The organism is Mucilaginibacter sp. KACC 22063 (genome assembly GCF_028736115.1).
In the GTDB taxonomy this organism is placed as follows: domain Bacteria; phylum Bacteroidota; class Bacteroidia; order Sphingobacteriales; family Sphingobacteriaceae; genus Mucilaginibacter.
This window is the reverse complement of the sequence record NZ_CP117877.1, coordinates 4,309,813-4,333,823: the sequence shown is the minus strand read 5'-3', so window position 1 is coordinate 4,333,823 and position 24,011 is coordinate 4,309,813. Positions and strand designations below refer to the sequence as shown.

Here is a 24,011-nt window from a genome sequence, read left to right as displayed (position 1 = left end):
AATTTAAATCTAACTTTACCCCTCCAATTATTACACCATGCTTTCTAAAATAATAAGATTTATAAGCTTTGCTTTATTATTCACCCCAGCTATTGTTAATGCGCAAGCAGGTAGTCCGGCTGAGGTAGTGGTAACGCCCTATAAAACCACCATGCTTGCTAATGGCAAAGATCTGGCAAAGATTAAAATCACCATTATCGATAAGCAAGGGCACACCTTAACCAATGCCGACGAACATATTGTATTTACCGTTACAGGCAATGCTAAAATCACCAGTTTTGGCGATAAAAGGAATTACTATACAGCAGGTAAAACTACTGAAGGGCACCTGGTTAACGGAGTATTGTGGGCAAACCTTTTGGCTGGCAATAAGACAGGTAAAGTAAAGTTCGAAGCTAAGTCGGGTAGCTTGTGGCCCGGTTCAACACAAATACAATTAGTGCATACAGGTAAGCCCCATGTGGTGACCAACGCAAAATACACCCCTCAGCATGTTGCGGGTAAAATTTTAGGTGCCGATATCTCTTTTCTGCCCGAGCTGGAAGCAAAAGGCTTTAAATTCTCAGACAAGGGCAAGCAAAAAGATGCCATTGAGATATTGAAAGATCATGGCTTTAATTATATCAGATTACGGATTTTTAATAACCCTGCGCGCGATAGCGGCTACTCTCCGGGTAAAGGTTTTTGCGATCTGGAGCATACCAAGCAAATGGCTAAACGCGCAAAGGCTGCCGGCTTTAAACTATTGCTTGATTTTCATTACAGCGATTACTGGGCAGATCCGCAGCAACAATATAAACCATTGGCATGGCGTAAAGCCAGCTTCAGTGCCTTAAAGGACTCGGTTTATACCTACACCGTAATGGTGCTTAGCCAATTAAAGGCACAAGGTACATTGCCGGATATGGTACAGGTTGGCAACGAGATCAATCACGGCATGATATGGCCCGACGGTAGGATTAACCACCTGAATAGTTTAGCGCAATTAATATATGCAGGCGTAAGGGGAGTTAAAGCGGTAAACAGCAAAACGCCTGTTATGCTGCATGTGGCGCTTGGCGGACAAAATGCCGAATCGCGTTTCTTTATGGATAATATGCTTAAACGTAATGTTCCTTTTGATGTGATCGGATTGTCTTACTATCCTAAATGGCATGGCACACTTACCGATCTTAAAAATAACATGGGCGACCTGGCATTACGTTACAAACGTCAGGTAATGGTAGCCGAATACACCCAGCTTAAAACCGAAGTCAACGATATTGCCTTTAATGTGCCGAATAACCAATGGTTGGGTACTTTTATATGGGAGCCGCTATTTACCTGGGAAAAGATATTTGATGATGATGGTAAATCAAATCAACTGATCGACCTTTACGATCAGATCGTCAAAAAGTATCACATACCGCCTGCAAAGTAATCTCGATCATAATTTACGGAATTCAAAAATTTACAGAATGTGGTATTCTGAAAATCCTTCAATCCTGTAAATTCTGATCGAAACCGTTTTGCCAATTTGATAGTTATAGTTAGACGTAAATCATCTAACTATGAGATCAATATGGAAAGGCTCGATAGGCTTCGGGCTGGTCAACATTCCTGTTAAATTATATTCTGCAGTTCAAAACAGCTCTATCGACTTGGACATGCTGGATGGCCGCGACCATGCGCGTATCCGTTTTCAGCGGGTAAACGAGAATACTAAAAAGGAAGTTCCGTATGATAAAATCGTGCGTGCTTACAAAATGGACGATGATTATGTGGTTGTGGAAGAAGCTGATTTCGAGGCAGCCATGCCCGAAAAAACAAAGCTGATAGAGATAGAAAGCTTTGTGGAAATGAACGAGGTAAACCCCATGTATTATGAAACCTCGTATTATGCCGAGCCCGAGCAAAAAAACAGTAAAGCCTATAATCTTTTAGTTAAAGCGCTTGAGAAAAGCAAAAAAGCCGGCCTTGCCCGCTTTGTACTGCGCAGTACAGAAAACCTGTGCATCATTCACCCGGAGAACGGTGTGCTGGTGGTTACACGAATCCGCTTTGCGCAGGATATACGCGCAACAGATGAACTGAATATCCCTCAAAGCAAAGACTTGAGCAAGAAAGAAATGGATATGGGGCTGGCATTGATCAACCAGTATTCTGAAAAATTTGATGTCAAAAAGTTTAAGAATGATTACGTAGACGAGTTGCTAAAAATTATACATGCCAAAGCGAAGGGTAAACGTCCAACCATTAAGAAGCTGAAGGTGAAGAAAACGTCAGAAGATGATTTGTACGATCAACTGATGGCCAGTTTAAACAGGAAAGGGGCATAGGTTATGGGCTTAAAAGAATATGAGAAGAAGCGTGATTTTAATAAAACATCCGAACCCAAGGGCGGTAAAAGTGATAACAAAGAGCTGAAATTTGTGGTGCAGCGGCATCATGCCTCGCACCTGCATTACGATTTCAGGCTGGAGCTGGATGGCGTGCTTAAAAGCTGGGCTGTGCCCAAAGGCCCATCCATGAACCCGGGCGATAAGCGCCTGGCTATGATGGTAGAGGACCATCCCTATGATTACCGCACTTTTGAAGGTGTTATTCCCAATGGCGAATATGGTGCAGGCATAGTAATCGTTTGGGATCAGGGTACTTACGAGTCATTGGCCGAAGACCCTGCTGATAACATTAAAGCCTTACATGCTGGGCTTAAAAAAGGCGACCTGAAATTCAGGTTGCACGGCGAGATTTTGAGAGGTGAGTTTGCTTTGGTCAAGCTTCACTCAGATGAAAAGTCGTGGTTGCTGATTAAGCATAAGGATGATTATGCCGTAACTACGGCTTATAACAGCGAAGACTTTGTGCCTGATAATATAAAGGAACTGCTTAATAACAAAAGCGGTAAAACCAAAAAGCTGCCCAAGCACCAGAATGCTGCTGACATATATCACGAAGTTGCTGGCGATGAATATGTTAAACAAGAGGCTGATGTAGATAATCCTGGCGAGGTAAGTGTTGATGAAGCGCCTAAGTCGGCTGCCAGATCTTACCAGCCCATGATGGCTAAGCTGGAAGCCAAATTATTTGATGATGCCGACTGGATTTATGAGCACAAACTGGATGGCTACCGCGCAGTTGGCTATACCGGTAAAAAAGCTAAATTAATATCGCGCAATAACATCGACTTTGGCGACAAGTACAAGCAAATCATGGATCAGGTAAAGCTGATTGACAGGCCTGCAGTTTTAGACGGCGAAATTGTAGTTGAGGATAAGCATGGTAAAAGTAACTTCCAGGAACTGCAGAACTACCAGAACAGCAGTAAAAAGCTTCCGCTGAAATATTACGTGTTCGATTTACTGATGCTGGATGGGCACGACTTGCGTTCGCTCGAACTCTGGAAACGCAAGCAATTGCTTAAAACATTACTCAGCTCATACCCTAATCTAAAAAATATTATTTACCATGATCATGTGGAAGGTAAAGGCGCCGAACTGATGAAAGAAGCCCGTGAAAATGGATGGGAAGGTATCATCGGTAAAGACAAAAACAGTACTTATGAAAGCGGCAAGCGCAGCGATCGCTGGTTGAAGTTCAAACTCCAAAATTCGCAGGAGGCAATTATCTGTGGCTTTACCAGGCCCGAAGGTTCGCGGCATTATTTTGGTTCGCTGATCTTAGGCATTAAGGAAGGCGGTAAGCTGCGTTATATTGGTAACGTAGGTACGGGGTTTAATGATGTATCACTGAAAAATGTGTACAACCGCATGGAGCCGCTGATGACTAAAGACCGTACACTTGCCGAAAAGGTACACCAGCGTGGCCCGGTTACCTGGGTTAAGCCCGAATTAGTTTGCGAAGTTTGGTATAGCGAATGGACTGGCGAAAATCATCTGCGCCACCCGGTATTTAAAGGGTTAAGGTTGGATAAACAGCCAGAGAACGTTGTTCCCGAAACGCCGGATACCCAACTTGCGGACGACCAAACTATTAAACTCAACGGCCACAGCATAAAGCTTACGCATCAGAATAAATTATGGTGGAAAAACGAGGGCATTACCAAAGGTCAGCTATTGCATTACTACATGCAGGTGGCCGACTATATGGTGCCCTATATGAAAGACAAGCCTATCTCTATGCGCCGACAGCCCAATGGTATAGAAGATGATGGCTTTTTTCAGAAAGATGTTGATCCCGGCCAAATCCCTGCATGGGTTAAAACGCAGCCATTATATTCAGATAGTATCAAAAAAGATGTTAACTGGATCATTGGAAAAGACGCAGCCACGTTAGTACTACTTGCTAATATGGGTTGTATAGAAATTAATCCGTGGTTAAGCTCTTATAAAAAGCCGGAAAATCCGGAGTTTGTGGTCATTGATATTGACCCGCACGATGTGCCCTTTACCTGGGCAGTCGAGGTAGCTTTAAAAACCAAGGAAATATTTGACCGAATGCAGCTGGATGTTTTTATCAAAACATCCGGTTCAAAAGGATTGCATATATTTTGCCATGTAGGCTCAAAATACGACTATGATTTCATCCGGGTATTTGCAGAGTATGTGGCCAACCTGGTGCATGATGAGTTACCTGATACGACAAGCATTGAACGCAGCCCTGCCAAACGGCCAAAAAAAGTATATATCGATTTTTTGCAAAACAGGCGCGGGCAAACTATTGCGGCTCCTTACTCGGCAAGGCCAAAGCCGGGGGCTACGGTTTCCATGCCTTTGCACTGGCATGAAGTAAATGATAATTTAAAACTTTCGGACTATACCATTTTCAATGCGCTTGAACGTATCAAGGCTGTTGATGATCCCTGGGCAAAAATTCTTGACAGTAAAGCAGATCTTAAAAAGGCATTGAAACTGATGAAAGAATCCGAAGTTTAAATTTTAACTAATTCATCAAACTTTAATAAGTAGTTAAGTGTTGATATTATTAATTAAATATAAGACACATCTACTATGGCAACTAAAACTAAAACACAAGAGCCGGTTGAAGCAACCGGTGTTGAAGATTCAGCATTAAACGAATTATTTGTTGACGAATTAAAAGATATTTACTGGGCTGAAAAGCACCTGACCAAGGCTTTAGCCAAAATGGCAAAAAACGCTACATCTGACGAATTGCGCCAGGCATTGGAAACCCACATGACTGAAACCGAAGGCCAGATCGCCCGTTTAGAGCAGGTATTTGAATCAATCGGCGAAAAAGCGTCAGCTAAAAAATGTGAAGCGATGGAAGGCCTGATCAAAGAAGGCGAAGAGATTATGAAAGATACCGAGGATGGTACCATTACCCGCGATGTAGGTATTATTTCAGCGGCTCAAAAGGCAGAGCATTATGAAATTGCTTCATACGGTACCTTAAAAACGTTAGCCTCTACATTAGGTTATAACGAAGCTGCTGATCTGTTAGCACAAACTTTGGAAGAAGAAAAGAAAACAGACGACCTGCTTACTCAAATTGCGGAAGGTAACATCAACCAATCTGCTAAAAGCGAAAAAAAATAAGTACGGGATAAGATGTTTAACTTGTTCAAAGGCGCCAATTTTGGCGCCTTTGTTGTTGATCAGCAGTTGTAAAACCTGCCATCAACCCAGTTTAAGTTTAAGCCGGTATCCAGAAGGCCGCGCATTACCACTGAGTTTACAATTAAGGCAAGATCAAATTTTTGAAAGCGGATGCAGGTATTGTAAAGTGCTTCTGTTAGTTTAAGTACGGTATCAAAGTTTCCGTTACTGATTTTAGTTAAATTGTATTGGCCCGAAACATATTCTTTCGGAAAATGGTGCTCAAATACAACACCGGTACTTTTGCAAATATCAGTTAGCATGTAAACATTTACAGGCTCGTCATCATCTAAAATGTCAAATAAAGTTTTTTCAATTTTTTGTGTGAATAGGGATTTAGAAGACTCTTCGCTAACTTTCGTTATAATTGACATTGTTTATTTCTAATTAAAAAACGAAGATATATTATTCTCTTATAATCACTCATAATATTTTTTAAATGCTCAAAAACTTTACAAAACACAAAAACCCGGCTTAACCGGGTTTTGCAATGATATTTGTATGATACTTTATATTGTTGTTGGCCTTCTGATAATGCCCAGTAATAAAGCAATAATAGCAATTACTAATAAGGCATGTATTAAACCAGTTGCCGAATAAACAAATACACCTAATAGCCAGCCTATAATCAGGATTACAGCTATGATATACAATAATGATCTCATGACAGATGTTTTTTAAAGGTTAATGTTTTAAGTTACTTATATAACTACAAGTTAAAAAACACCAAAAAGTTTTAAAAAATTTCACTACATCATTAAAGAGAAAGCCATTTGTTGCGCACAGCTATTTGTTGGGCTGTTGGTGCAGCAACGCTTTCAATCTTAGTTTTAACATCGTTATTGCGTAACAGGGTAACCGGTATCTGTAAGCTTTGTCCGTCACGGGCAACAGTAACAGTAATCTTATCGCCTACCTTTTTACCTTCGAGCATTTTCTTAGGGTCAGTAATTGGCTGGCCGTCTATAGCGGTGATCTCGTCGTTAACATTCAGCCCATCAACCCATGCTGCACTGCCACGCAATACACCTGCTATACGGGCAACATTGCCTTGTGCGAGCCTTACACCTAACGATGGTACATTGTTATCTTTATTCTGATCTACTAAATGATAACCGGCATAGCCCAAGTAATGATCATAATCAATCGGGCTTAAACCGTTTATATATTTTGCATAAAAGCTATCAAGGTTTTTACCGGCAAACCTCTCAAGGCCTGCTTTAAATTCAGCATCAGTATAACCACGTTTCTTAAGCTTGTAATACTCGTTATACATGTATTTCATGACATCATCAAGGCGATATTTGCCTTTGCTATCGTTAATGATTTCAAGATCAAGCAACAGCGCCATTACAGAGCCTTTGTTATAATAAGATATTGCGGTGTTGATGGTGTTTTCATCCGGGCGGTAAGCTTTTATCCACGCATCAAAGCTCGACTGCGACAATGGCTGAACTTTGGTGCCGGGTGTATTTTCAACAATATCAATATCCTGTGCCAATACATTCAGGTAGTTCTCGGTAGAATAAAGCTTGGTACGATGAACAATCATGTTATCGTAATAAGCAGTAAAGCCCTCGGCTATCCACAGATCGGTGGTGTAGTTTTCGTTATCATAATCAAACGGGCCTAAAGCAATTGGGCGCAGGCGTTTTACATTCCATAAATGGAAATGCTCATGCGATACCAGGCTCAGGAAGTTTTGGTAACCGGCGTCTGTATTGTAATTGTTTCTTGAAGCGCCTAAAACGGTTGAGCTTAAATGCTCCAGGCCGCCGCCACCTCTGTTGTAGTTATGTACAATAAATGTATAATGCTTATTTGGGTTTTCACCGTACACAGCGGTTTCCAGCTCTACTATATGCGCCATGTCTTTTTTAAGGCGTTCTTTGTCGTAATTGCCACCACCGTACATACACACTTCATATTTAACGCCCGCTGCATCAAAGTAAAAAACATCCTGGTTGCCTACTTCAATCGGCGAATCGAAAAGGATATCGTAATTAGGTGCAGTACGTGTAAACGGATCATTATTTACCATTTCTAAACTGGTAGAAACCTTATCCCAGTTTTTGTAAGGTTTGATATGAATAGTTGAAGGATTTTGCAACATGCCAGCCGGATACAGGAACATTCCCGATGTTGACAGGAAAGCATGGGTAGCATCAATAAACGCTGTACGTACAGAGATCTCGAAGCAGTACATGCGGTATTTTACCTTAATGCTGCTCAGGTTGGCGGTATTAATATGCCAGGTATTTTTACGTGTTTTAACAAAAGGGATGGTTTTGCCGTTGGCCTCAACCGCAAATGATTCCAGGTTTTTAGCAAATTCGCGCACCAGGTATGAGCCGGGTGTCCATACCGGCATTTTTAAGTCAATTGATTTTTGAGCAATACCGCTGATGTTCATTTCAATATCAGCATAATGTGCCTGTGCTTCAGGGAAGCTTACCTCATAGCTGATCTTCAAATTAGCGGCAGCAGCTTCGCTATTCGTATAGTTCGTCATCATTATAATTAACAGTACAATAGATAAAGTAAATCTCTTCATGCCGCCAAGTTATAAAAAACTTTTTAGCAGTATCAGGCTAAGCTGAAAGTGTTGTAAAATGGTTGATACACACAACTATTATGCTTTTTAACCAATTATCTTAGATTCCGCATTTTATAAATGGAAATTACAATACCGATATCGCGTAAACTTTTTCAGTTAGGCCGCATCTATGTTACTGCGTTAGCAAAACAGGTGGCTCATCTGGATATTTCGCGCTATATGGATATACTGGTAATTATCCATTTGCACAATGGCTGGCTTACACAAAAAGGGCTTTCGCGTTTGCTTAATAAGGATAAGTCTGCCTTGGTAAGTATCATTGACCAGCTTACCCAAAAAGGTTACGTTTATCGCGAAACCAATCCTGCCGACCGCCGCGAACATTTGCTGAAAACCACAGATAAGGCAGCTGAGGAAGTGCCGCAGATACTGGAGGCATTTAAGCAGATGAACCAAAACAGCACAGAGAACATATCTACAGATGATCTTGAAACCTTTAATCGCGTGCTGTTGCAAATAGAGCAAAATTTAAAAAACCAAATCTCCGCTGAACCAAGTACATACACCCAAATAAGCGATACCAATAATTTATGAAAACGAGGTACATCGTATACATTGCACTGGCCCTGGTAGTAGGGTTTCTGATCTTTAATAAATTTCATGGCGCCAAAGACAAAAATGGCGGGCCTACGGCATCGGGGGGTAAGGGCAAGCGTAAGAACGGGCCGGTTCCTGTTAACGTAATGATTGTTAAGGACACCAGCGTAAGCAATAGCATTGATATTACAGGTAATGTTGACCCTAACGAAAAGGTAAACCTGATCAGCCAGACAGCAGGCAACATCACCGGTATTTATTTTAAAGAAGGCGGCCACGTATCTAAAGGGCAGGTGCTGGTAAAAGTTTATAACCAGGATCTTGTGGCATCCTTAAAGCAAAACCAGTATCAGATTGCTTTAGCTAAAGAGAACGAGTACCGCAGCCGGGTATTGCTGCAAAAAGAAGCGGTAAGCCAGCAGGAATATGATACCTCACTTTCAAATTATCAATCGTTGAGGGCGCAGGGGGAAGTAATCAAGGCACAAATTGCCAAAACAGAGATACGGGCTCCATTTTCTGGTACTATTGGCTTGCGTAGCGTAAGCCCGGGTGGTTATCTGTCGCCAACTACGCCGATTGCTACATTGGTAAGCACCGACCCTATGAAACTTACCTTTTCGGTAGCCGAGCGTTACGGGCCACTGATTAAGCCCGGAAGCAAAGTTAATTTTACCATAGCCAGTTCGCGCGAAACCTTCAGTGCTACGGTATATGCAATTGATCCTTCAATAGATCAAACATCGCGTACACTTACCGTACGTGCAAAGGCATCTAACCCGGATGGCAAGATCACAGCAGGCGGCTTTGCTAAGATCACCCTTACGCTTGACCAGATCCCAAAAACCATTATGGTGCCTACCGAATGTGTAATACCGGATATCAAATCGAGCTTGGTGTATATCGCTCATAACGGAAAAGCCGAGCAGAGGGCTGTACAAACCGATTTGCGTACTGATACCAAAATTGAAATTACGCAGGGCTTAAAGGCTGGTGATAGCCTTATCGTATCCGGCCTGATACAGATGCGACCAAAGGTGCCGCTGAAAATTGTAAAAATTATTAAATAATAACGAGCAATGAGTTTATCCTCAACCAGTATAAAACGGCCGGTGCTGGCAACGGTGTTGTCGGTAGTGATAGTCGTGTTCGGTATTATTGGCTATAAGTTTTTAGGCGTACGCGATTTCCCGTCTGTTGATCCGCCTATTATTACGGTAAATACCAGCTATTCGGGTGCAAATGCCGAGGTAATTGAATCGCAGATCACCGAGCCGCTCGAAAAGGCGATTAACGGTGTGCAGGGTATCCGTAATATTTCATCTACAAGTAGTGTGGGTAACAGTAGTATCACCGTCGAGTTTACCCTTGATGCTGATTTGGAAACTGCTGCGAATGACGTGCGCGATAAGGTATCACAGGCGCAGCGCCAGTTACCGCAGGATATTGATGCGCCGCCGGTAGTAACCAAAGCCGATGCTAACGCCGATAATATCATCACCCTTACGGTAAGCAGTAATACGCGTAATATTATGCAGGTAGATGATTATGCCGAAAACGTATTGCAGGAAGGTTTGCAAACCATACCGGGTGTAAGTTCTATCAACATACAGGGCCAGCGCCAGTACGCTATGCGTATATGGATTGATCCTAATAAACTATCTGCACTTGGCCTTGCCGCTACCGATGTAAGGGACGCTATAAATAATGAAAACGTGGAGTTACCTGCCGGTAAGATAGAAGGTAACAATACCGAATTAACGGTAAGGGCATTGGGTAAAATGTCGAGCCCGAAAGAGTTTAATAACTTGATCATCCGTGCCGATAGTAACCGTGTTATCAGGTTTAAAGACATTGGCTACGTGGTAATGGGATCAGCCAACGAAGAGACCTCGCTTCGCGAAGGCGGTGTGCCCGAAGTAGGCTTGGCTATTGTGCCGCAGCCCGGCGCAAACTATGTGCAAATTGCCAAAGACTTTTATAAGCGTTTAGAGCAAATAAAGAAAGACCTACCGCCTGATATACAGGTAAAGGTAGCACTGGATAATACCAAGTTTATCACCCAATCGATTGATGAGGTGGAAGAGACGCTGATCGTAGCGTTTGTACTGGTGGTTATTATTATCTATCTCTTCTTCCGCGACTGGCTTATCGCTTTCCGCCCGCTGATCGATATTCCGGTATCGTTGATCGGTACGTTCTTCATCATGTACATATTCGGGTTCTCTATCAATATTCTTACGCTATTGGGTATTGTTTTAGCTACGGGCCTGGTGGTGGATGACGGTATTGTGGTAACGGAAAATATCTATAAAAAGGTAGAAGAGGGCATGCCAATACGGAAAGCCGCGTTTGAAGGTTCGGCCGAGATTTTCTTTGCCGTAATTTCCACGTCGGTTACGCTGGCGGCGGTGTTTTTACCTATCGTTTTTCTTGAAGGGTTTACCGGGCGGTTATTCCGTGAGTTTGCAATAGTAGTAGCGGGTTCCGTATTGATCTCTGCATTTGTGTCGCTGTCGTTAACGCCAATGCTTAACGTAAAACTGATCCGCAAGAACCAAAAGAAATCACGTTTCTACGAAAAAACAGAGCCGTTTTTCCAACGGATGAACAACGCTTATACCGAAACGCTGATATCATTTATGAAACGCCGTTGGATCTCAGTTGCGTTAATGGTGGTGTCATTGGTGATCATCGGCCTTTTGGTTAAAAGTACCCAATCAGAGCTGGCACCGTTAGATGACCGCAGCTTATTACGTTACCAGGTTACGGGTACAGAGGGCGCTACTTACGACTTTATGTCGAAATACATGAACAAAGTATCGCAACTGGTAGACGATTCCATACCTGAAGCTAACGTAAATATTTCGGTAATTTCTCCGGGTAGTGGTGGCGGTGGTTCGGCTAACAGCGGCTTTGGCCGTATCGGTTTGGTACCGCCAGATCAGCGTGGGCGTACCCAGCAACAGATAGCCGACTGGCTTACAAAAAAATTAAGCCGTTTCCCGGATGCCCGTGCCATTGTGGTGCAGGAGCAAACCATATCGGGTGGTGGTAGCGGTGCGCGTACATCTTTGCCTGTGCAGTTTGTAATCCAAAATCAGGACTTTGAAAAGATCCGCAAAGTATTGCCCGAGTTTTTCTCTGAGGTGCAACGCGATCCGGTTTTCGCCACATCAGACGTTAACCTGAAATTTACCAAGCCCGAAATTACGGTAGTAACCGACCGTGACCGCGCGCGCGATTTAGGTGTACAGGTAAATGATATTGCGCAAACCTTACAGCTGTATTACTCAAACGGTCGTTTGAGCTATTTCCTGCTTAATGGTAAACAATACCAGGTAATTGCGCAGGTTGACCGTGCAAACCGAGATCAGCCCTTGGATCTTAAATCCATTTACGTGCGTAACAACCGCGGACAACTGGTTCAGTTGGATAACGTAGCACATATAGCAGAGGATGCCACCCCGCCGTCGATCTATCACTTTAACCGTTTTAAATCGGCAACTATACAGGCTGGCTTATCACCGGGTTATACGGTAGGTGATGGTATTGCCGAAATGCAGAAAATTGCCGACCGCCTGCTCGATCCAAGTTTTAGTACCGCATTAAGCGGGCCATCGCGGGATTATGCAGAAAGCTCGTCAAACATCCTGTTTGCGTTTGGCTTTGCCTTGTTATTGATCTACTTGGTACTGGCCGCACAGTTTGAAAGTTTTATAGATCCATTTATTGTGATGCTTACCGTGCCATTGGCTATTGCCGGTGCATTTATATCGCTATGGTTGTTTAACCAAACGCTGAATATTTTCAGCGAGATCGGTATGATTACCCTGGTAGGTTTGGTAACCAAGAATGGTATCCTTATCGTGGAGTTTGCCAACCAGCGTATGGAGCATGGCCTGTCTAAATACGAGGCAGCTATTGAAGCAGCAACAGCACGTTTACGCCCCATCCTGATGACCAGCTTAGCGGTGGTTTTAGGTGCGGTGCCGATTGCGTTCGCTTTAGGTGCAGGTGCAAAAAGCCGTACTTCGCTGGGTATCGTCATTATGGGAGGTATGTTGTTCTCTTTAATCCTGACACTTTATATCATCCCGGTGATGTATGTAATGATGGCATCTAAAACAAGGCATAACCCGGATGAAGAACCACCTGAAGAAGCTAATGAACAAAAAGAAATTAAACTGATCGAAAATTTATAAGCAGCATGAAAATCAGATTAAGCTTTTGCCTCACTATGGCGGCCTCCCTTATCATAGGCCGTTTGCATGCGCAGAATGCTCCACTGCTTACAATTAAAGATGCGGTTGAGATTGCGCTTAAAAACAACTATAACATCAAGCTATCGCAGAATAATGCTGCCATAGCAAAAAACAACGTTACCCCCGGTAATGCCGGTATGCTGCCTAATGTAACGGGCGATTTCACGTCGAGTAACAGCATACAAAATACAGTTCAAACCCGTGCCGATAATACGGTTAACCGGATTTCGCGTGCGAACAATACCGGTATTAATTATGGTGTAAACCTTAACTGGACCATTTTTGATGGCTTCGGCATGTTTGCCAATTACGATGCCCTGAAAAGACGTGACGAGCTTGGGCGGGTTTTGCTGCGCGATACCATACAAGCCACGTTGGCCAATGTGCTCGCCAGCTATTACGACCTGGTAAACCAAAAAGAAATTATCAAAGCCTTAAATGGCGCTATTGATATTTCGCGGATCCAATTGCGTTATGCTAATGATAAGTTTAAAGTAGGACGTGTTTCCCGCCTTGATGTGTTGAATGCTCAGGTAAATTACAATACAGATACTGCAAACCTGATCACCCAGATGCAGCAGTTTAAAGCATCTAAGATCAAGCTTAACCAGTTATTGATCCGCGAGCCTCAGACTGATTTCACCGTTGTGGATACCATTACCGTTGATCAGCATGTAACGCTTGGCGAGGTGCTGAATAAAGCTCAAAACCAAAACCCTGCCATACTGGCTTCGCAGATCAACCAGCGTTTAAATGAAATTGCTTTAAAACAGGTACAGTCTACCCGGTATCCAAATGTGGCTGTAAGTGCCGGTTATACCGCAAGTAACAGTAACTCACCGGCTGGTTTTGCGCGTACGCAAAGAAGCAATGGTATAAATTATGGGCTGGCAGCTACCATTAATATTTTCGACGGTTTTAACCAGTGGCGCAGGGAGCGTAATGCCAAGCTGCAGATTGATAATGCGACTATCAACCTTAATCAAACAAAACTGGATATTAATGCGCAGATCAACACACTTTTCAGTAGTTACCTGAGTGGTTTGGATTTGATTCAACTAGGTCAGTCGAACGTGGAAATAGCCAAGAAGAATCTTGACATCTCGCTCGAAAAGTACCGGTTGGGTAATATTACTCCGCTGGAGATCAGGGAAGCGCAGCGTAATTACCTGACTGCACAATCCACGTTTTTTAATGCGCAGTACCAATCAAAAATTGCAGAGATTACGCTTAAACAAATTACGGCAACTGTCGACATTCAATAAGCGTAAAAGTTATTTTATTATATTTAAAAATCAATTACATTTGACTAATGTCTTTGCCATACAAAACCTGTTTATTAATTGACGATAATTATATCGACAACTTTGTTACGCGGCGGATTTTAGAAAGCGGAAACTTTGCGGAGGAAATTGTGGTGAGCCAGTCGGCTAATGAAGCTATTGCTTCATTAAGGGATGGTGAGATCGTTCCTGACGTAATTTTCCTGGATTTACGTATGCCGATGATGAATGGGTTTGAGTTTTTAAGCGAGATGGATAAAATTGAGTTTGAAGGCAAAGACAAATTGAAAGTTTTTATGCTTTCTTCGTCCCTTGACCCTAATGATGTAAGGCGTTCATCTGAGAACAAATACATTATACAGTTTATACACAAGCCGCTTACCCATAAAATACTGGAAGAACTCGGTTCATGATTTTAGTTGCTGATAGTGGTTCGTCAAAAACAGATTGGTTGCTGTCTTTGCCAGATCAGGAGCCAATAGAATTTAGGTGTAGTGGGCTCAACCCTTATTTCCTTACCGAAAAACAGATCACCAAAATTGTACAGGAGCAGGTGCCCGAGCTTGTTGCTTATGGTCCGCAGGTTACTGAGATTTACTTTTTTGGTGCAGGTTGTTCAAGCCCCGACAGGCATGAGATTGTTTCCAATGCACTAAGTCAGGTTTTTACAAAAGCGTTTATCAGCGTTGATAGTGATTTGCTGGGTTCTGCTTATGCTACCTGTGGCAAGGAAAAAGGTTTTTGCTGCGTTTTAGGTACAGGTTCAAATATCTCTTTTTTCGATGGAGAGGATATTCATGAAGGCAAGCATGGCCTGGGTTTTGTATTAGGCGATGAGGGTTCAGGGACATGGATAGGCAAAAAGCTGGTAACTGATTATCTTTATGGCAATATGCCTGGAAATATAGAGGCGGCTTTTAGGAAAGAGTACGATCTGCAAAAAGATGCACTGATGGAACGGGTTTACCAAAAACCCAATGCCAATACCTATTTAGCATCTTTCTCGCGTTTCCTTGCGCTTGTACGCGATACCCCTTACGCAGATAACCTGATCAGGGACACGCTGCAAAGCTTTATTGAAACCAACATCAAATCATACGCAGATCATCAGCGTTATAAGTGCCACTTTGTAGGCTCTATCTCTGCTGTATTTGAACATGAATTGCGCACCTTATGTGCTGCACAGCATATAAAGGTGGGTAAGATCATGAAGCATCCTGTTAATGATTTGCTGCATTTTATCTTGAATAGGGAGTAAAAAAGCCTCACTAAAATTCCTCGTACCACTTTCGTCATTGCGAGGTACGAAGCAATCTATAGCTAAGTAACCATTTAGATTGCCATGACCTTTCAGGTTTCGCAATGACAACATTGGTAAATACTGATCATATATCTCACCAAAGCCGCGCCTCTAGTTAGAGCGAGTTTAGGTTAGGGTTACTTAATTGTCATTCCGAACGAATGTGAGGAATCTATTAAGCCTACTTAATTACATTGTATAATTAGATTCTTCACTTCGTTCAGAATGACAAGGCGGTTTATCGTTCCCTCCCCTGGGAGGGTTAGGGAGGGGTTTAAAGAAGCGCTTACGCTACAACATTCTTCCTGGGTAGCCTGATCTTAATGGCAATCCATAAAATGCCGAGCACTGCTAAAAAGCAGGCCGTTTTAGGAATATAATCGCCATAGCGCACATAAAAAGTAAGATCAGAATTAAGGTTAATGTCCTGCTTAATTGCTGTACGCACCCACCAGCCGGTATGTTTAACAACATCGCCCCGCTCATTAATAAAAGCCGAAATGCCGGTATTAGCCGAGCGGCATACCCAGCGCCGGGTTTCAATAGCACGAAGCTTAGCATAATCCATGTGCTGGTCTTTTCCTGATGAGTTACCAAACCACCCGTCATTGGTAATCACAGCAATAAACTGTGCGCCGTTGAGTACAGCTTGCCCTACATATTCCCCATAAATGGATTCATAACAGATCACCGGATCTGCACCTATGCCGCTTTGCGAATGGAACACACTTGGCCCGGATTGAACGCCATAGCTGCCTGTAGCGCCGCCCAAAGCTGCAAATACAGGTTTTAAAAACGATAATGAGCTGAAAGGGATGCTTTCTACCCCAGGTACCAGTTTCGATTTATGGTAAAACTGTACCTCGTCTGAGTTTTCAATATTAACACCAGTGTTAAAAGAATCAATATATTGGTTAGTGCCCCGCGCCTGACCTGCTGTTGCTGTAACCGGGGAATTATAGATCTTGTAAGTTTCGGCACCGGTAATGACGTTTCCGTTTTTGTACTTATTTAAAAAAGCTTTTGCCTGTCCATAAGCAACGCTGCCGCGGATACGGTCTTCGTCTATGGGTTCGGGTATAGCAGTTTCAGGCCATATAAAATATTCGGTATTGGGTTGTGCAAGTGAGTCAGACAGGTGTGTTAAAATACTGATCTGCTGCGGAGCTGGTATAGCGCCATATTTTTCGTAAGGGTCGATATTAGGTTGGGCAACAACAACGTTTGACGGATTGGGCTGCTCGTGGTAACTATAATATCTGAACAGCGAAAAACCAATTGGTAATATTAAAAAAGTAAAAAAAGCTACAGATAGTATAGCCCTGTATTTATTGGGTTGTGCCTCACCAAGGCTGACGTAGAACAAGAAGATCAGGATATTGATCAGCCACACCCATACCGTACCACCATATACACCGGTATATTCATACCATTGCACCCATTGATGGCTAACAGCGAAACCGTTACCTAAGGTCATCCACGGGAAAGCCAGCGGCCAGGTTTGGTGGATATATTCGTAACCGATCCAAAAACAAACCAGGCCAAATAAGCCAATATTTCTGTTCGTAATTAACCGTAAACGGTAATACAGCCAGCAGGCAGTTGACATCAGCAACGGACCAAGTGAATATGGGATAAGGGTGATAGGTATGGCTATAACGGGGCCTATGGTTTTGATCGAATTATATACCCAGTAGACACATAAGGTGTTCCAGATGAAAAAGCCGATAAAGGTAACTCCGAATATTTTGCTGCCTTTGCGTTTGTCGTCAGACTGGATAATGTTTTCCATTGCCAGCAGCATAGGTACCAGCCCCACAAAAAGCAAAAAAGTAATATAGCTGGTTGGCGGCCATGCGAGCCACATCAACAAACCCGAAAATATAGCGAGCAGTAAGTTTTTTTTCATTGGTTTATTCTTTCCCTTTAATACAAATCACAAACTCCCCTTTAATGGGATGTGTTTCAAAATGGGTTTTCACTTCAGCAACAGTGCCTCGTACTGTTTCCTCAAACATTTTAGTAAGTTCCCGAGAAACAGAAAGCAGTCGTTCGGCACCAAAATAGGTTGACATTTCTTCCAGTGTTTTCAGTAAACGGTGCGGCGATTCGTAAAGTATAATGGTGCGCTCTTCTTCAGCCAGAAATTTGTAACGCGTTTGCCTGCCTTTTTTTAGTGGCAAAAACCCTTCAAAACAAAAACGGTCGGTAGGGAAACCCGAGTTAACCAGCGCCGGCACAAACGCTGTAGCGCCAGGCAGGCATTCTACATGCAGTTCGTGTTTTAAAGCTTCACGTATCAGGTAAAATCCCGGGTCAGATATGGCAGGTGTGCCCGCATCTGATATCAGCGCCACGTTTTTGCCTTCTTTTAAAAACTTTACAATCTCGCCCGACGATTGATGCTCATTATGCTGGTGATGGGCATACACCTTTTTATCTATCTCAAAATGCTTAAGCAATGGTGCAGAAGTGCGGGTATCTTCTGCAAGTATAATGTCCGCCTCTTTAAGTACACGGATAGCCCTTAGCGTAATATCTTCAAGATTACCAATAGGGGTAGGTACAAGGTATAGTTTGCCTGCTTCGCTGTTCATGGTTTATTGCTGATAGTTCATAGTGCGATATAGTTTTGCATGTAAAAGGCCATTAACAATGAACTATAAACCATGAACTAATTATATCTTTGTTGTTCAAAAAAATAATTTCAATGCTGCAAGTTAGTTATATCCGCGATAACCGTGAACAGGTTTTAGAGCGTTTGGCTGTAAAAAATTTCAAACAGCCTGAATTGGTTGATGAAGTGATCAAGCTTGATGACAGCCGTCGTCAGGCACAGAACCGTTTAGACAGTGTATCCGCCGAAGCTAACTCCGCAGCAAAACAAATTGGCGAACTGATGCGCAACGGCAAAAAAGAAGAAGCCGAAGCCATGAAAGCTAAAACCGGTGCCTGGAAAGAAGAAATTAAACAACTGGGCGAGCAGTTAAGCCAGGTTGAAGCCGAACTACAGCAAAAGATTGTTTTGTTGCCTAACCTGCCGCATAGCAGTGTGCCTAAAGGATTGACACCTGAAGAGAATGAAGTGGTGCTGGAGAATGGACAAAAACCAGAACTGCCTGCCGATGCTTTGCCACACTGGGAACTGGCCGCTAAATACAACCTGATTGATTTTGAACTGGGTGTTAAGATCACCGGTGCGGGTTTCCCGGTTTATAAAGGTAAAGGTGCCAAACTGCAACGTGCCTTGATCAGTTTCTTTTTAGATGAGGCTGAAAAAGCAGGTTATGACGAGCGTGCGCTGCCATTAATGGTTAACGAGGCATCTGGATTTGGTACAGGGCAATTGCCAGATAAAGAAGGCCAAATGTATTTTGTTGGGCAAGATAATTTATACCTGATCCCTACTGCCGAGGTGCCAATCACCAATCTGTACCGCGACGTAATTTTAAAGGCTGACGAAATACCTGTTAAAAATTGCGGTTATACACCATGTTTCCGCCGCGAGGCTGGTTCTTATGGTGCGCATGTGCGTGGTTTAAACCGTTTACACCAGTTTGATAAAGTAGAGCTTGTACAGGTGGTGTATCCTGAAAAATCATACGCTACGCTTGAAGAAATGAGCCTGCATGTACAGGGTTTGTTGCAAAAGTTAGGCTTGCCATACCGTGTGTTGCGTTTATGCGGCGGCGATATGGGCTTTGCTTCTGCGCTTACTTATGATATGGAAACATGGAGCGCTGCACAGCAACGCTGGCTGGAGGTGTCATCTGTAACCAACTTCGAGACATTCCAGAGCAACAGGCTTAAACTACGTTTCCGTAATGCCGAAGGCAAAACCCAGTTAGCGCATACCTTAAACGGAAGCGCCTTGGCATTGCCGCGTATTGTTGCTACCCTGCTGGAGAATAACCAAACAGAAAAAGGCATTAAGATACCGGAAGTACTGGTGCCTTATACCAAATTTGAGTGGATCCACTAAACGTTACTGTACCGCTACGTTAAGTACAGCCGACTGAAATAATTTACTGATAGCTTCCGGCAGCGTAAAGTTGCTGGTAGCTTCTTCTACTTTTTTAGCGGCAGGTTCATGTAAAAAATAGTTTACACCCAGTGTTGATAAAAGGCTGTCTACCTTACGTTCTGCTTTGGGTTTGTAGCAGCAAATTTTGGTGCGTTTGTAAAAAGTATTGGTCCTGATACGTCTTAATATCCGCTCAAAATCGGCTCCCAGGTAATCATAATCAAAAACAATCAGTTCGGGATTGTACTCAAAAATCACGGGGAATAACTTTTCTGTCTGAACGACGTGTCTAACTTCTTCGTTGGTATCAAGCAGTTGCTTAGAGAAAGACTCCGGAGCAACTAGCAGTATCTTCTTTGCTTTTATACGGATCACGCTCAAAATAATTAGGTAGTGTAAAGTTAAAATGTAAAAGTCACTTTGTCAAGCACTTAACAAAATGTTAATGCAATTTGATTTTACCTTCTATTTAGATAACCTTAGTAGGGTTTAAGGATGCGGGTTTTTAGCTTTGGGTACCGTATCATTTTCGATATGACCCGTTGGATTTGCATTGCCGTTACTGGTCGAATCTTTACCACGGTTTTTATTACCGTTATTAGATGTGTCTGCTTTATCGGCAGTATTCACAGCGCCGGCATCAGACCCGGCGGAAACGTTTGTAGTATCCTGTGAGCCGCCCAGTGTGGCTGAATTGCGTTTTTGATCACATGCAGAAAGACTAAAGGTGAGTATCCCCGCAAATCCGATATATTTTAATGTTTTCATCATTAACTCTCCTTGTATTTTCTTTTAACGATAATTTGTAACTTATGTTTTAAAGGCTAAATTTTTAGCTCGTGCCGTAATTGATTAAATAGTTTAATTTTGCTAACGTAATAAACACTGCATTAGTGCTGTTTATGTTAAAGCATGACTCAAAATAAAATCAGCTCATCCACTTATTTCTGGCTTTTTATAGCATTATTGGTTGCCTATATCTTTGGTTTGGGCGTGCCTTTGATGGACGAAGATGCATCGCACCATGCCAATATTGCCCTGCATATGTTTCAGCATCACGACTATGTGAATCTGGTTGATGATATGGGGAAAGATTACCTGGATAAACCGCACCTGCATTTTTGGTTAGCAGCACTCTCTTACAATATTTTTGGTGTAAGCGACCTGGCTTATAAGGTGCCGTCATTTTTGATGACCATACTGGCCGTTTATGCCACTTACCGTTTAGCCAAACTGCTTTACAGTCACGAAACAGGTTTATTAGCTGCGCTTATTGTTGCCTGTGCCCAGGCAGAGTTTTTGGCCAACAATGATGTGCGTATGGATGCTTTGCTGATGAGCGGCATTGCATTAGCAACGTGGCAACTGGTAGAAGCAGCTTATTTCAGAAAATGGTATAACTACGTTTTGGCAGCACTTGGCTTAGCTATAGGCTTCACCACCAAAGGAATGATCGGTTTTGTTATGCCCTGTGTGTCGCTGTTCTTTTTGCTGCTTTATCAAAGAAACTGGAAACGGATGTTCGACTGGCGTTGGATTATTGTTGCTATTCTATGGGCAGCGTTCATTGCGCCATGCGTATATTGTTACTATTTGCAATATGATCTGCACCCTGAAAAGGTGGTGCGCGGCATGAGCCATGTATCTGGCGTTAAATTTATTTTATGGAACCAAAACACAGAACGCCTGGAAGGCAAGCATTGGGGTAAGGGGCATAAAGATTATTTCTTCTTTTTTCATACCATGCTGTGGGCGTTCCTTCCTTTCTGCCTGTTAACCTATTATGCGTTTATAGACAGGATTACCGGTTTCTTTAAAACACGTTTTGCCTATGTTAAAGGGTGGGAAATGCTTACCGTAGGCACCATCGTTATCATTTTCGTTATTATTTCATCGTCCGGTTATCAGCTGCCACACTATTTAAATGTATTGTTCCCGATTTTTGCCGTACTTACCGCCGGGCATTTAATGGAAAAAGCCGATCATCACGAGCGAAAAACTTTGATGTTCAGCTTGTATGTACAGTATTTTGTTATCGGTGCTGTTTTGTTACTGCTGATACTTTTAAACTTCTGGTGTTTCCCGGTAAGCTACTGGCTGGCAGGTATCGTAGCAGCCATATTATTCGGACTGTTGGTGTACGAGCTGGTTAAAAAATCAACAGCCTTTAATAAGCTGGTTATTGCTTCGGTGCTTTTGGCCGCATTAACAAACGTTTTGCTGAACGGCAATGTATATATGCAGTTGCTTAACAAGTATCAGTCGGGCATAGGATTGGGGAAAGTAGTAAGGGAAAAGCACATTCCCACTGACGAAATTTATAGCCTGGGGATGCACAGCTCTTCGTTCAACTTCCATGCACAACGCCTATCGCCTATTATTGAAAGCATAGATACTGTTAAGGCAATGGTTGCAAGCGGTAAACCGGTATGGTTGTTTACCACCCAGCAATTTAAAGATGAACTGCAAAAGCAGGGTGTAAAAATTGATAGCGTTTACACGCATGTTAATTATGGTATAACAAGATTGACACCTAAATTTCTAAATCCGGCTACGAGAGGTGAGACATTAGAAAATCATTATCTCTTAAAAGTAGAATAAAACAAAGAAGCCCATCAATTGATGGGCTTCTTTGTTACGAGCTAATTGAGTTGTTATTTTACCAACTCAAAAGTTGCGCGTATCTGGTAACTTAATTTGATGGTTTTAACATCTATATCTTGTGGCGCTGGTGGCATAGCCTCGGCATCAGCAGCTTTTGACATCATCATGGTGCGATATACTGGTTGAGGGAAGGTTTCATTATCCACTTCCTGAATATCCAAAGCGTTACCCACATGGTCGCCTATGCTGCTGGTAAGGTAAGTAGCCTTCTCTTTTGCAGCCAGTAAAGCCTTGATCTTTAAGTCGCGTTTTAGCGCCTCAATTTTTGAATAGTCGTAGCTTTCAATACCTGTTGACTGAATTGCTTTAGGGTCAACCGCGCTTATGATCTGGTTGTAACGGTTAAGATCATGTAATTTGATCCGGTATTGTTTGCTGGCTAAAAAGTCGGGGTTCTTTTTCTTTTGAGCATAGTTATAAGCAGATACATTGCTGATGGTAAAGTCTTCTTTTGCAACCCCTGCATTGGCAACTGCGCTTTGTAATTGGCGTTCAAGGGCATCAATGCTGATATGGTTCCTGCCATCCATGTATTCTTTCAGCGAAACTGATACATATATAATATCTGGTGTAACTTCCTGTTCGGCACTGCCACTTACTTCAATTTTACGGCGAAGATCAACAGACTGGGCAAATGCACTTACGGTAAACGTAAATAAAGCAGCAATTAAAAATATTCGTTTCATATCCTATTTGTTTTAAAGTTTTAGACGAGTTGTGTTACCCGAGTGTAACCATCAACAGTAATTTTTTTTTATTGTTTAATGATGTGACTTTAAAGCAGGCAAAAGGATTAACGGATTTTAGCATCAACGAATGAGAAAATGTTTTAGCTTAATTGTAAAATAATTGTTGCAACGCAATAAATATAAAAGGGCGTTATATCTTCGCGCTCAACTTAGTCCTTATACTAATTAATTAAATGCGCTTCCCTATACCTTTACTTCTATTAGCTGAAAAGCTTAATTCTACTATTTTATTTTTCTGTACCGGATTGGTTTTATTGTCAAATATTACAAAGGCTCAGGACACTTCCCATAAAACTAAAGATTCTGTCAAAGTTGATGACCATAGAATAATTGAACTGGGTGTAAGCGGCGGCCTAAGTTTGAACAGGTTTACAAAAGAACAGCCTCAAACAGGATATAATGTAGGTGCCGTAGCCGGAATTTCAGCTCATTATAATTTTTATAAAGGATTAGGTTTGCAAATCGAAGTAAATTATTTACAGCAAGGTGGGCAGATGATCACTTTTAAAGATGATACAAGACTTGGGCTACCTGAAAGCTTCAGCACAAAAAATGTAAAAAATAGTTCTTACGAGCTTAATAGTATAGAAATACCACTTTTAATAAATTATACTTTCGATATTAAAAAATCCTGGAAGCCCTCGTTGTACACAGGTGCCAGTTATGCTTACACTTTTAATGTTACAGAAAGCTATAGAAAAACCGGGAACTTACTGACCGGTGAAGATATTATAGCTACTGTTAACGGCAAGCAAAGCGTAACAAACCAGTTTGACAGAAACAGGTACAATTTTATTGTAGGTGCGAACTTAAAGCTTCCAATAAGCAATAGGCTGAGTTTACTTGTTGATTTCAGATACCTTAACGGTATAACAGCCGCCCGTCAGAATTATTCCTATATGGAAAAAGTTGGTTTCGGCAGCGATGTACGGAGCAACTCATTTTTATCTAAAATCGGTTTAATACTTTCTGTAAGGTAACCGGGCTTTACCCCTAATTAATAAACACTTTAAT

At 42.3% G+C, this 24,011-nt stretch carries 21 protein-coding genes; 13 read left to right on the top strand and 8 right to left on the bottom strand.

Going from position 1 to position 24,011, the window contains the following annotated elements; genetic code table 11:
- The first annotated feature begins 37 nt into the window (after positions 1 to 37).
- From PQ461_RS18930 to PQ461_RS18915, 4 genes are all read left to right on the top strand, one after another.
- Positions 38 to 1,420 (top strand): glycosyl hydrolase 53 family protein, encoded by a 1,383-nt coding sequence (locus tag PQ461_RS18930; protein ID WP_274207105.1) that lies wholly within the window; start codon positions 38 to 40, stop codon positions 1,418 to 1,420.
- Between the two features lie 130 nt (positions 1,421 to 1,550).
- Positions 1,551 to 2,318 carry a non-homologous end joining protein Ku gene (ku, locus tag PQ461_RS18925; protein ID WP_274207104.1) on the top strand — a complete coding sequence of 256 codons (768 nt, stop codon included), beginning with the start codon at positions 1,551 to 1,553 and terminating at the stop codon, positions 2,316 to 2,318.
- Positions 2,319 to 2,321: 3 nt separating this feature from the next.
- Positions 2,322 to 4,874 (top strand): DNA ligase D, encoded by a 2,553-nt coding sequence (gene ligD, locus PQ461_RS18920; RefSeq protein ID WP_274207103.1) that lies wholly within the window; start codon positions 2,322 to 2,324, stop codon positions 4,872 to 4,874.
- A 75-nt stretch (positions 4,875 to 4,949) separates the two neighbouring features.
- Complete coding sequence (locus tag PQ461_RS18915; RefSeq protein WP_274207102.1) at positions 4,950 to 5,498, top strand: YciE/YciF ferroxidase family protein; 549 nt, start codon at positions 4,950 to 4,952, stop codon at positions 5,496 to 5,498.
- 59 nt (positions 5,499 to 5,557) lie between these two features.
- Here PQ461_RS18915 and PQ461_RS18910 read toward each other — a convergent pair whose 3' ends face one another.
- The 3 genes from PQ461_RS18910 to PQ461_RS18900 form a co-directional block, all read right to left on the bottom strand.
- Positions 5,558 to 5,932 (bottom strand): hypothetical protein, encoded by a 375-nt coding sequence (locus PQ461_RS18910; protein ID WP_274207101.1) that lies wholly within the window; start codon positions 5,930 to 5,932, stop codon positions 5,558 to 5,560.
- 135 nt (positions 5,933 to 6,067) lie between these two features.
- Positions 6,068 to 6,223: a lmo0937 family membrane protein gene (locus tag PQ461_RS18905; protein WP_274207100.1), complete on the bottom strand. Its 156-nt coding sequence runs from the start codon at positions 6,221 to 6,223 to the stop codon at positions 6,068 to 6,070.
- Positions 6,224 to 6,315: 92 nt separating this feature from the next.
- Positions 6,316 to 8,112: a M61 family metallopeptidase gene (locus PQ461_RS18900; protein ID WP_274207098.1), complete on the bottom strand. Its 1,797-nt coding sequence runs from the start codon at positions 8,110 to 8,112 to the stop codon at positions 6,316 to 6,318.
- Between the two features lie 120 nt (positions 8,113 to 8,232).
- On the opposite strand from PQ461_RS18900, the gene PQ461_RS18895 reads away from it, so the two are divergent.
- The 6 genes from PQ461_RS18895 to PQ461_RS18870 are packed head-to-tail and all read left to right on the top strand — an operon-like array spanning position 8,233 to position 15,518.
- Complete coding sequence (locus PQ461_RS18895) at positions 8,233 to 8,709, top strand: MarR family winged helix-turn-helix transcriptional regulator (RefSeq protein WP_274207097.1); 477 nt, start codon at positions 8,233 to 8,235, stop codon at positions 8,707 to 8,709.
- The gene (locus PQ461_RS18890; RefSeq protein WP_274207096.1) at positions 8,706 to 9,782 is read left to right on the top strand and encodes an efflux RND transporter periplasmic adaptor subunit; all 1,077 of its coding nucleotides are present in this window, start codon (positions 8,706 to 8,708) and stop codon (positions 9,780 to 9,782) included. Before PQ461_RS18895 ends, PQ461_RS18890 begins: the two co-directional genes overlap by 4 nt.
- Positions 9,783 to 9,791: 9 nt before the next feature.
- Positions 9,792 to 12,917: an efflux RND transporter permease subunit gene (locus tag PQ461_RS18885; RefSeq protein ID WP_274207094.1), complete on the top strand. Its 3,126-nt coding sequence runs from the start codon at positions 9,792 to 9,794 to the stop codon at positions 12,915 to 12,917.
- Between the two features lie 5 nt (positions 12,918 to 12,922).
- Positions 12,923 to 14,242 (top strand): TolC family protein, encoded by a 1,320-nt coding sequence (locus PQ461_RS18880; RefSeq protein WP_274207093.1) that lies wholly within the window; start codon positions 12,923 to 12,925, stop codon positions 14,240 to 14,242.
- A gap of 47 nt (positions 14,243 to 14,289) precedes the next feature.
- The gene (locus PQ461_RS18875; protein WP_274207092.1) at positions 14,290 to 14,673 is read left to right on the top strand and encodes a response regulator; all 384 of its coding nucleotides are present in this window, start codon (positions 14,290 to 14,292) and stop codon (positions 14,671 to 14,673) included.
- A complete protein-coding gene (locus tag PQ461_RS18870) occupies positions 14,670 to 15,518 on the top strand; it encodes an N-acetylglucosamine kinase (RefSeq protein ID WP_274207091.1) in 849 nt (282 codons plus the stop codon). Before PQ461_RS18875 ends, PQ461_RS18870 begins: the two co-directional genes overlap by 4 nt.
- A 328-nt stretch (positions 15,519 to 15,846) precedes the next feature.
- Here the strand turns inward: PQ461_RS18870 and lnt are convergent, their stop codons facing one another.
- Positions 15,847 to 17,469: an apolipoprotein N-acyltransferase gene (gene lnt / locus PQ461_RS18865; RefSeq protein ID WP_274207090.1), complete on the bottom strand. Its 1,623-nt coding sequence runs from the start codon at positions 17,467 to 17,469 to the stop codon at positions 15,847 to 15,849.
- Positions 17,470 to 17,473: 4 nt separating this feature from the next.
- Positions 17,474 to 18,157 (bottom strand): 16S rRNA (cytidine(1402)-2'-O)-methyltransferase, encoded by a 684-nt coding sequence (gene rsmI / locus PQ461_RS18860; RefSeq protein ID WP_274207089.1) that lies wholly within the window; start codon positions 18,155 to 18,157, stop codon positions 17,474 to 17,476.
- A 113-nt stretch (positions 18,158 to 18,270) separates the two neighbouring features.
- Between rsmI and serS the strand changes: the two genes are divergently transcribed.
- Complete coding sequence (serS, locus tag PQ461_RS18855; RefSeq protein WP_274207088.1) at positions 18,271 to 19,542, top strand: serine--tRNA ligase; 1,272 nt, start codon at positions 18,271 to 18,273, stop codon at positions 19,540 to 19,542.
- A 3-nt stretch (positions 19,543 to 19,545) separates the two neighbouring features.
- On the opposite strand, the gene PQ461_RS18850 is transcribed toward serS, so the two are convergent.
- The gene (locus tag PQ461_RS18850) at positions 19,546 to 19,959 is read right to left on the bottom strand and encodes a hypothetical protein (RefSeq protein ID WP_274207087.1); all 414 of its coding nucleotides are present in this window, start codon (positions 19,957 to 19,959) and stop codon (positions 19,546 to 19,548) included.
- A 114-nt stretch (positions 19,960 to 20,073) separates the two neighbouring features.
- The gene (locus PQ461_RS18845; RefSeq protein WP_274207086.1) at positions 20,074 to 20,355 is read right to left on the bottom strand and encodes a hypothetical protein; all 282 of its coding nucleotides are present in this window, start codon (positions 20,353 to 20,355) and stop codon (positions 20,074 to 20,076) included.
- Positions 20,356 to 20,496: 141 nt separating this feature from the next.
- Between PQ461_RS18845 and PQ461_RS18840 the strand changes: the two genes are divergently transcribed.
- A complete protein-coding gene (locus tag PQ461_RS18840) occupies positions 20,497 to 22,185 on the top strand; it encodes an ArnT family glycosyltransferase (RefSeq protein WP_274207085.1) in 1,689 nt (562 codons plus the stop codon).
- A gap of 53 nt (positions 22,186 to 22,238) precedes the next feature.
- On the opposite strand, the gene PQ461_RS18835 is transcribed toward PQ461_RS18840, so the two are convergent.
- Entirely contained in the window at positions 22,239 to 22,934 is a 696-nt protein-coding gene (locus PQ461_RS18835; protein ID WP_274207084.1) for an SIMPL domain-containing protein, read from the bottom strand.
- Between the two features lie 236 nt (positions 22,935 to 23,170).
- Here PQ461_RS18835 and PQ461_RS18830 point away from each other — a divergent pair, with 236 nt between their 5' ends.
- Positions 23,171 to 23,977: a porin family protein gene (locus tag PQ461_RS18830; protein WP_274207083.1), complete on the top strand. Its 807-nt coding sequence runs from the start codon at positions 23,171 to 23,173 to the stop codon at positions 23,975 to 23,977.
- The last annotated feature ends 34 nt before the right edge of the window (positions 23,978 to 24,011 follow it).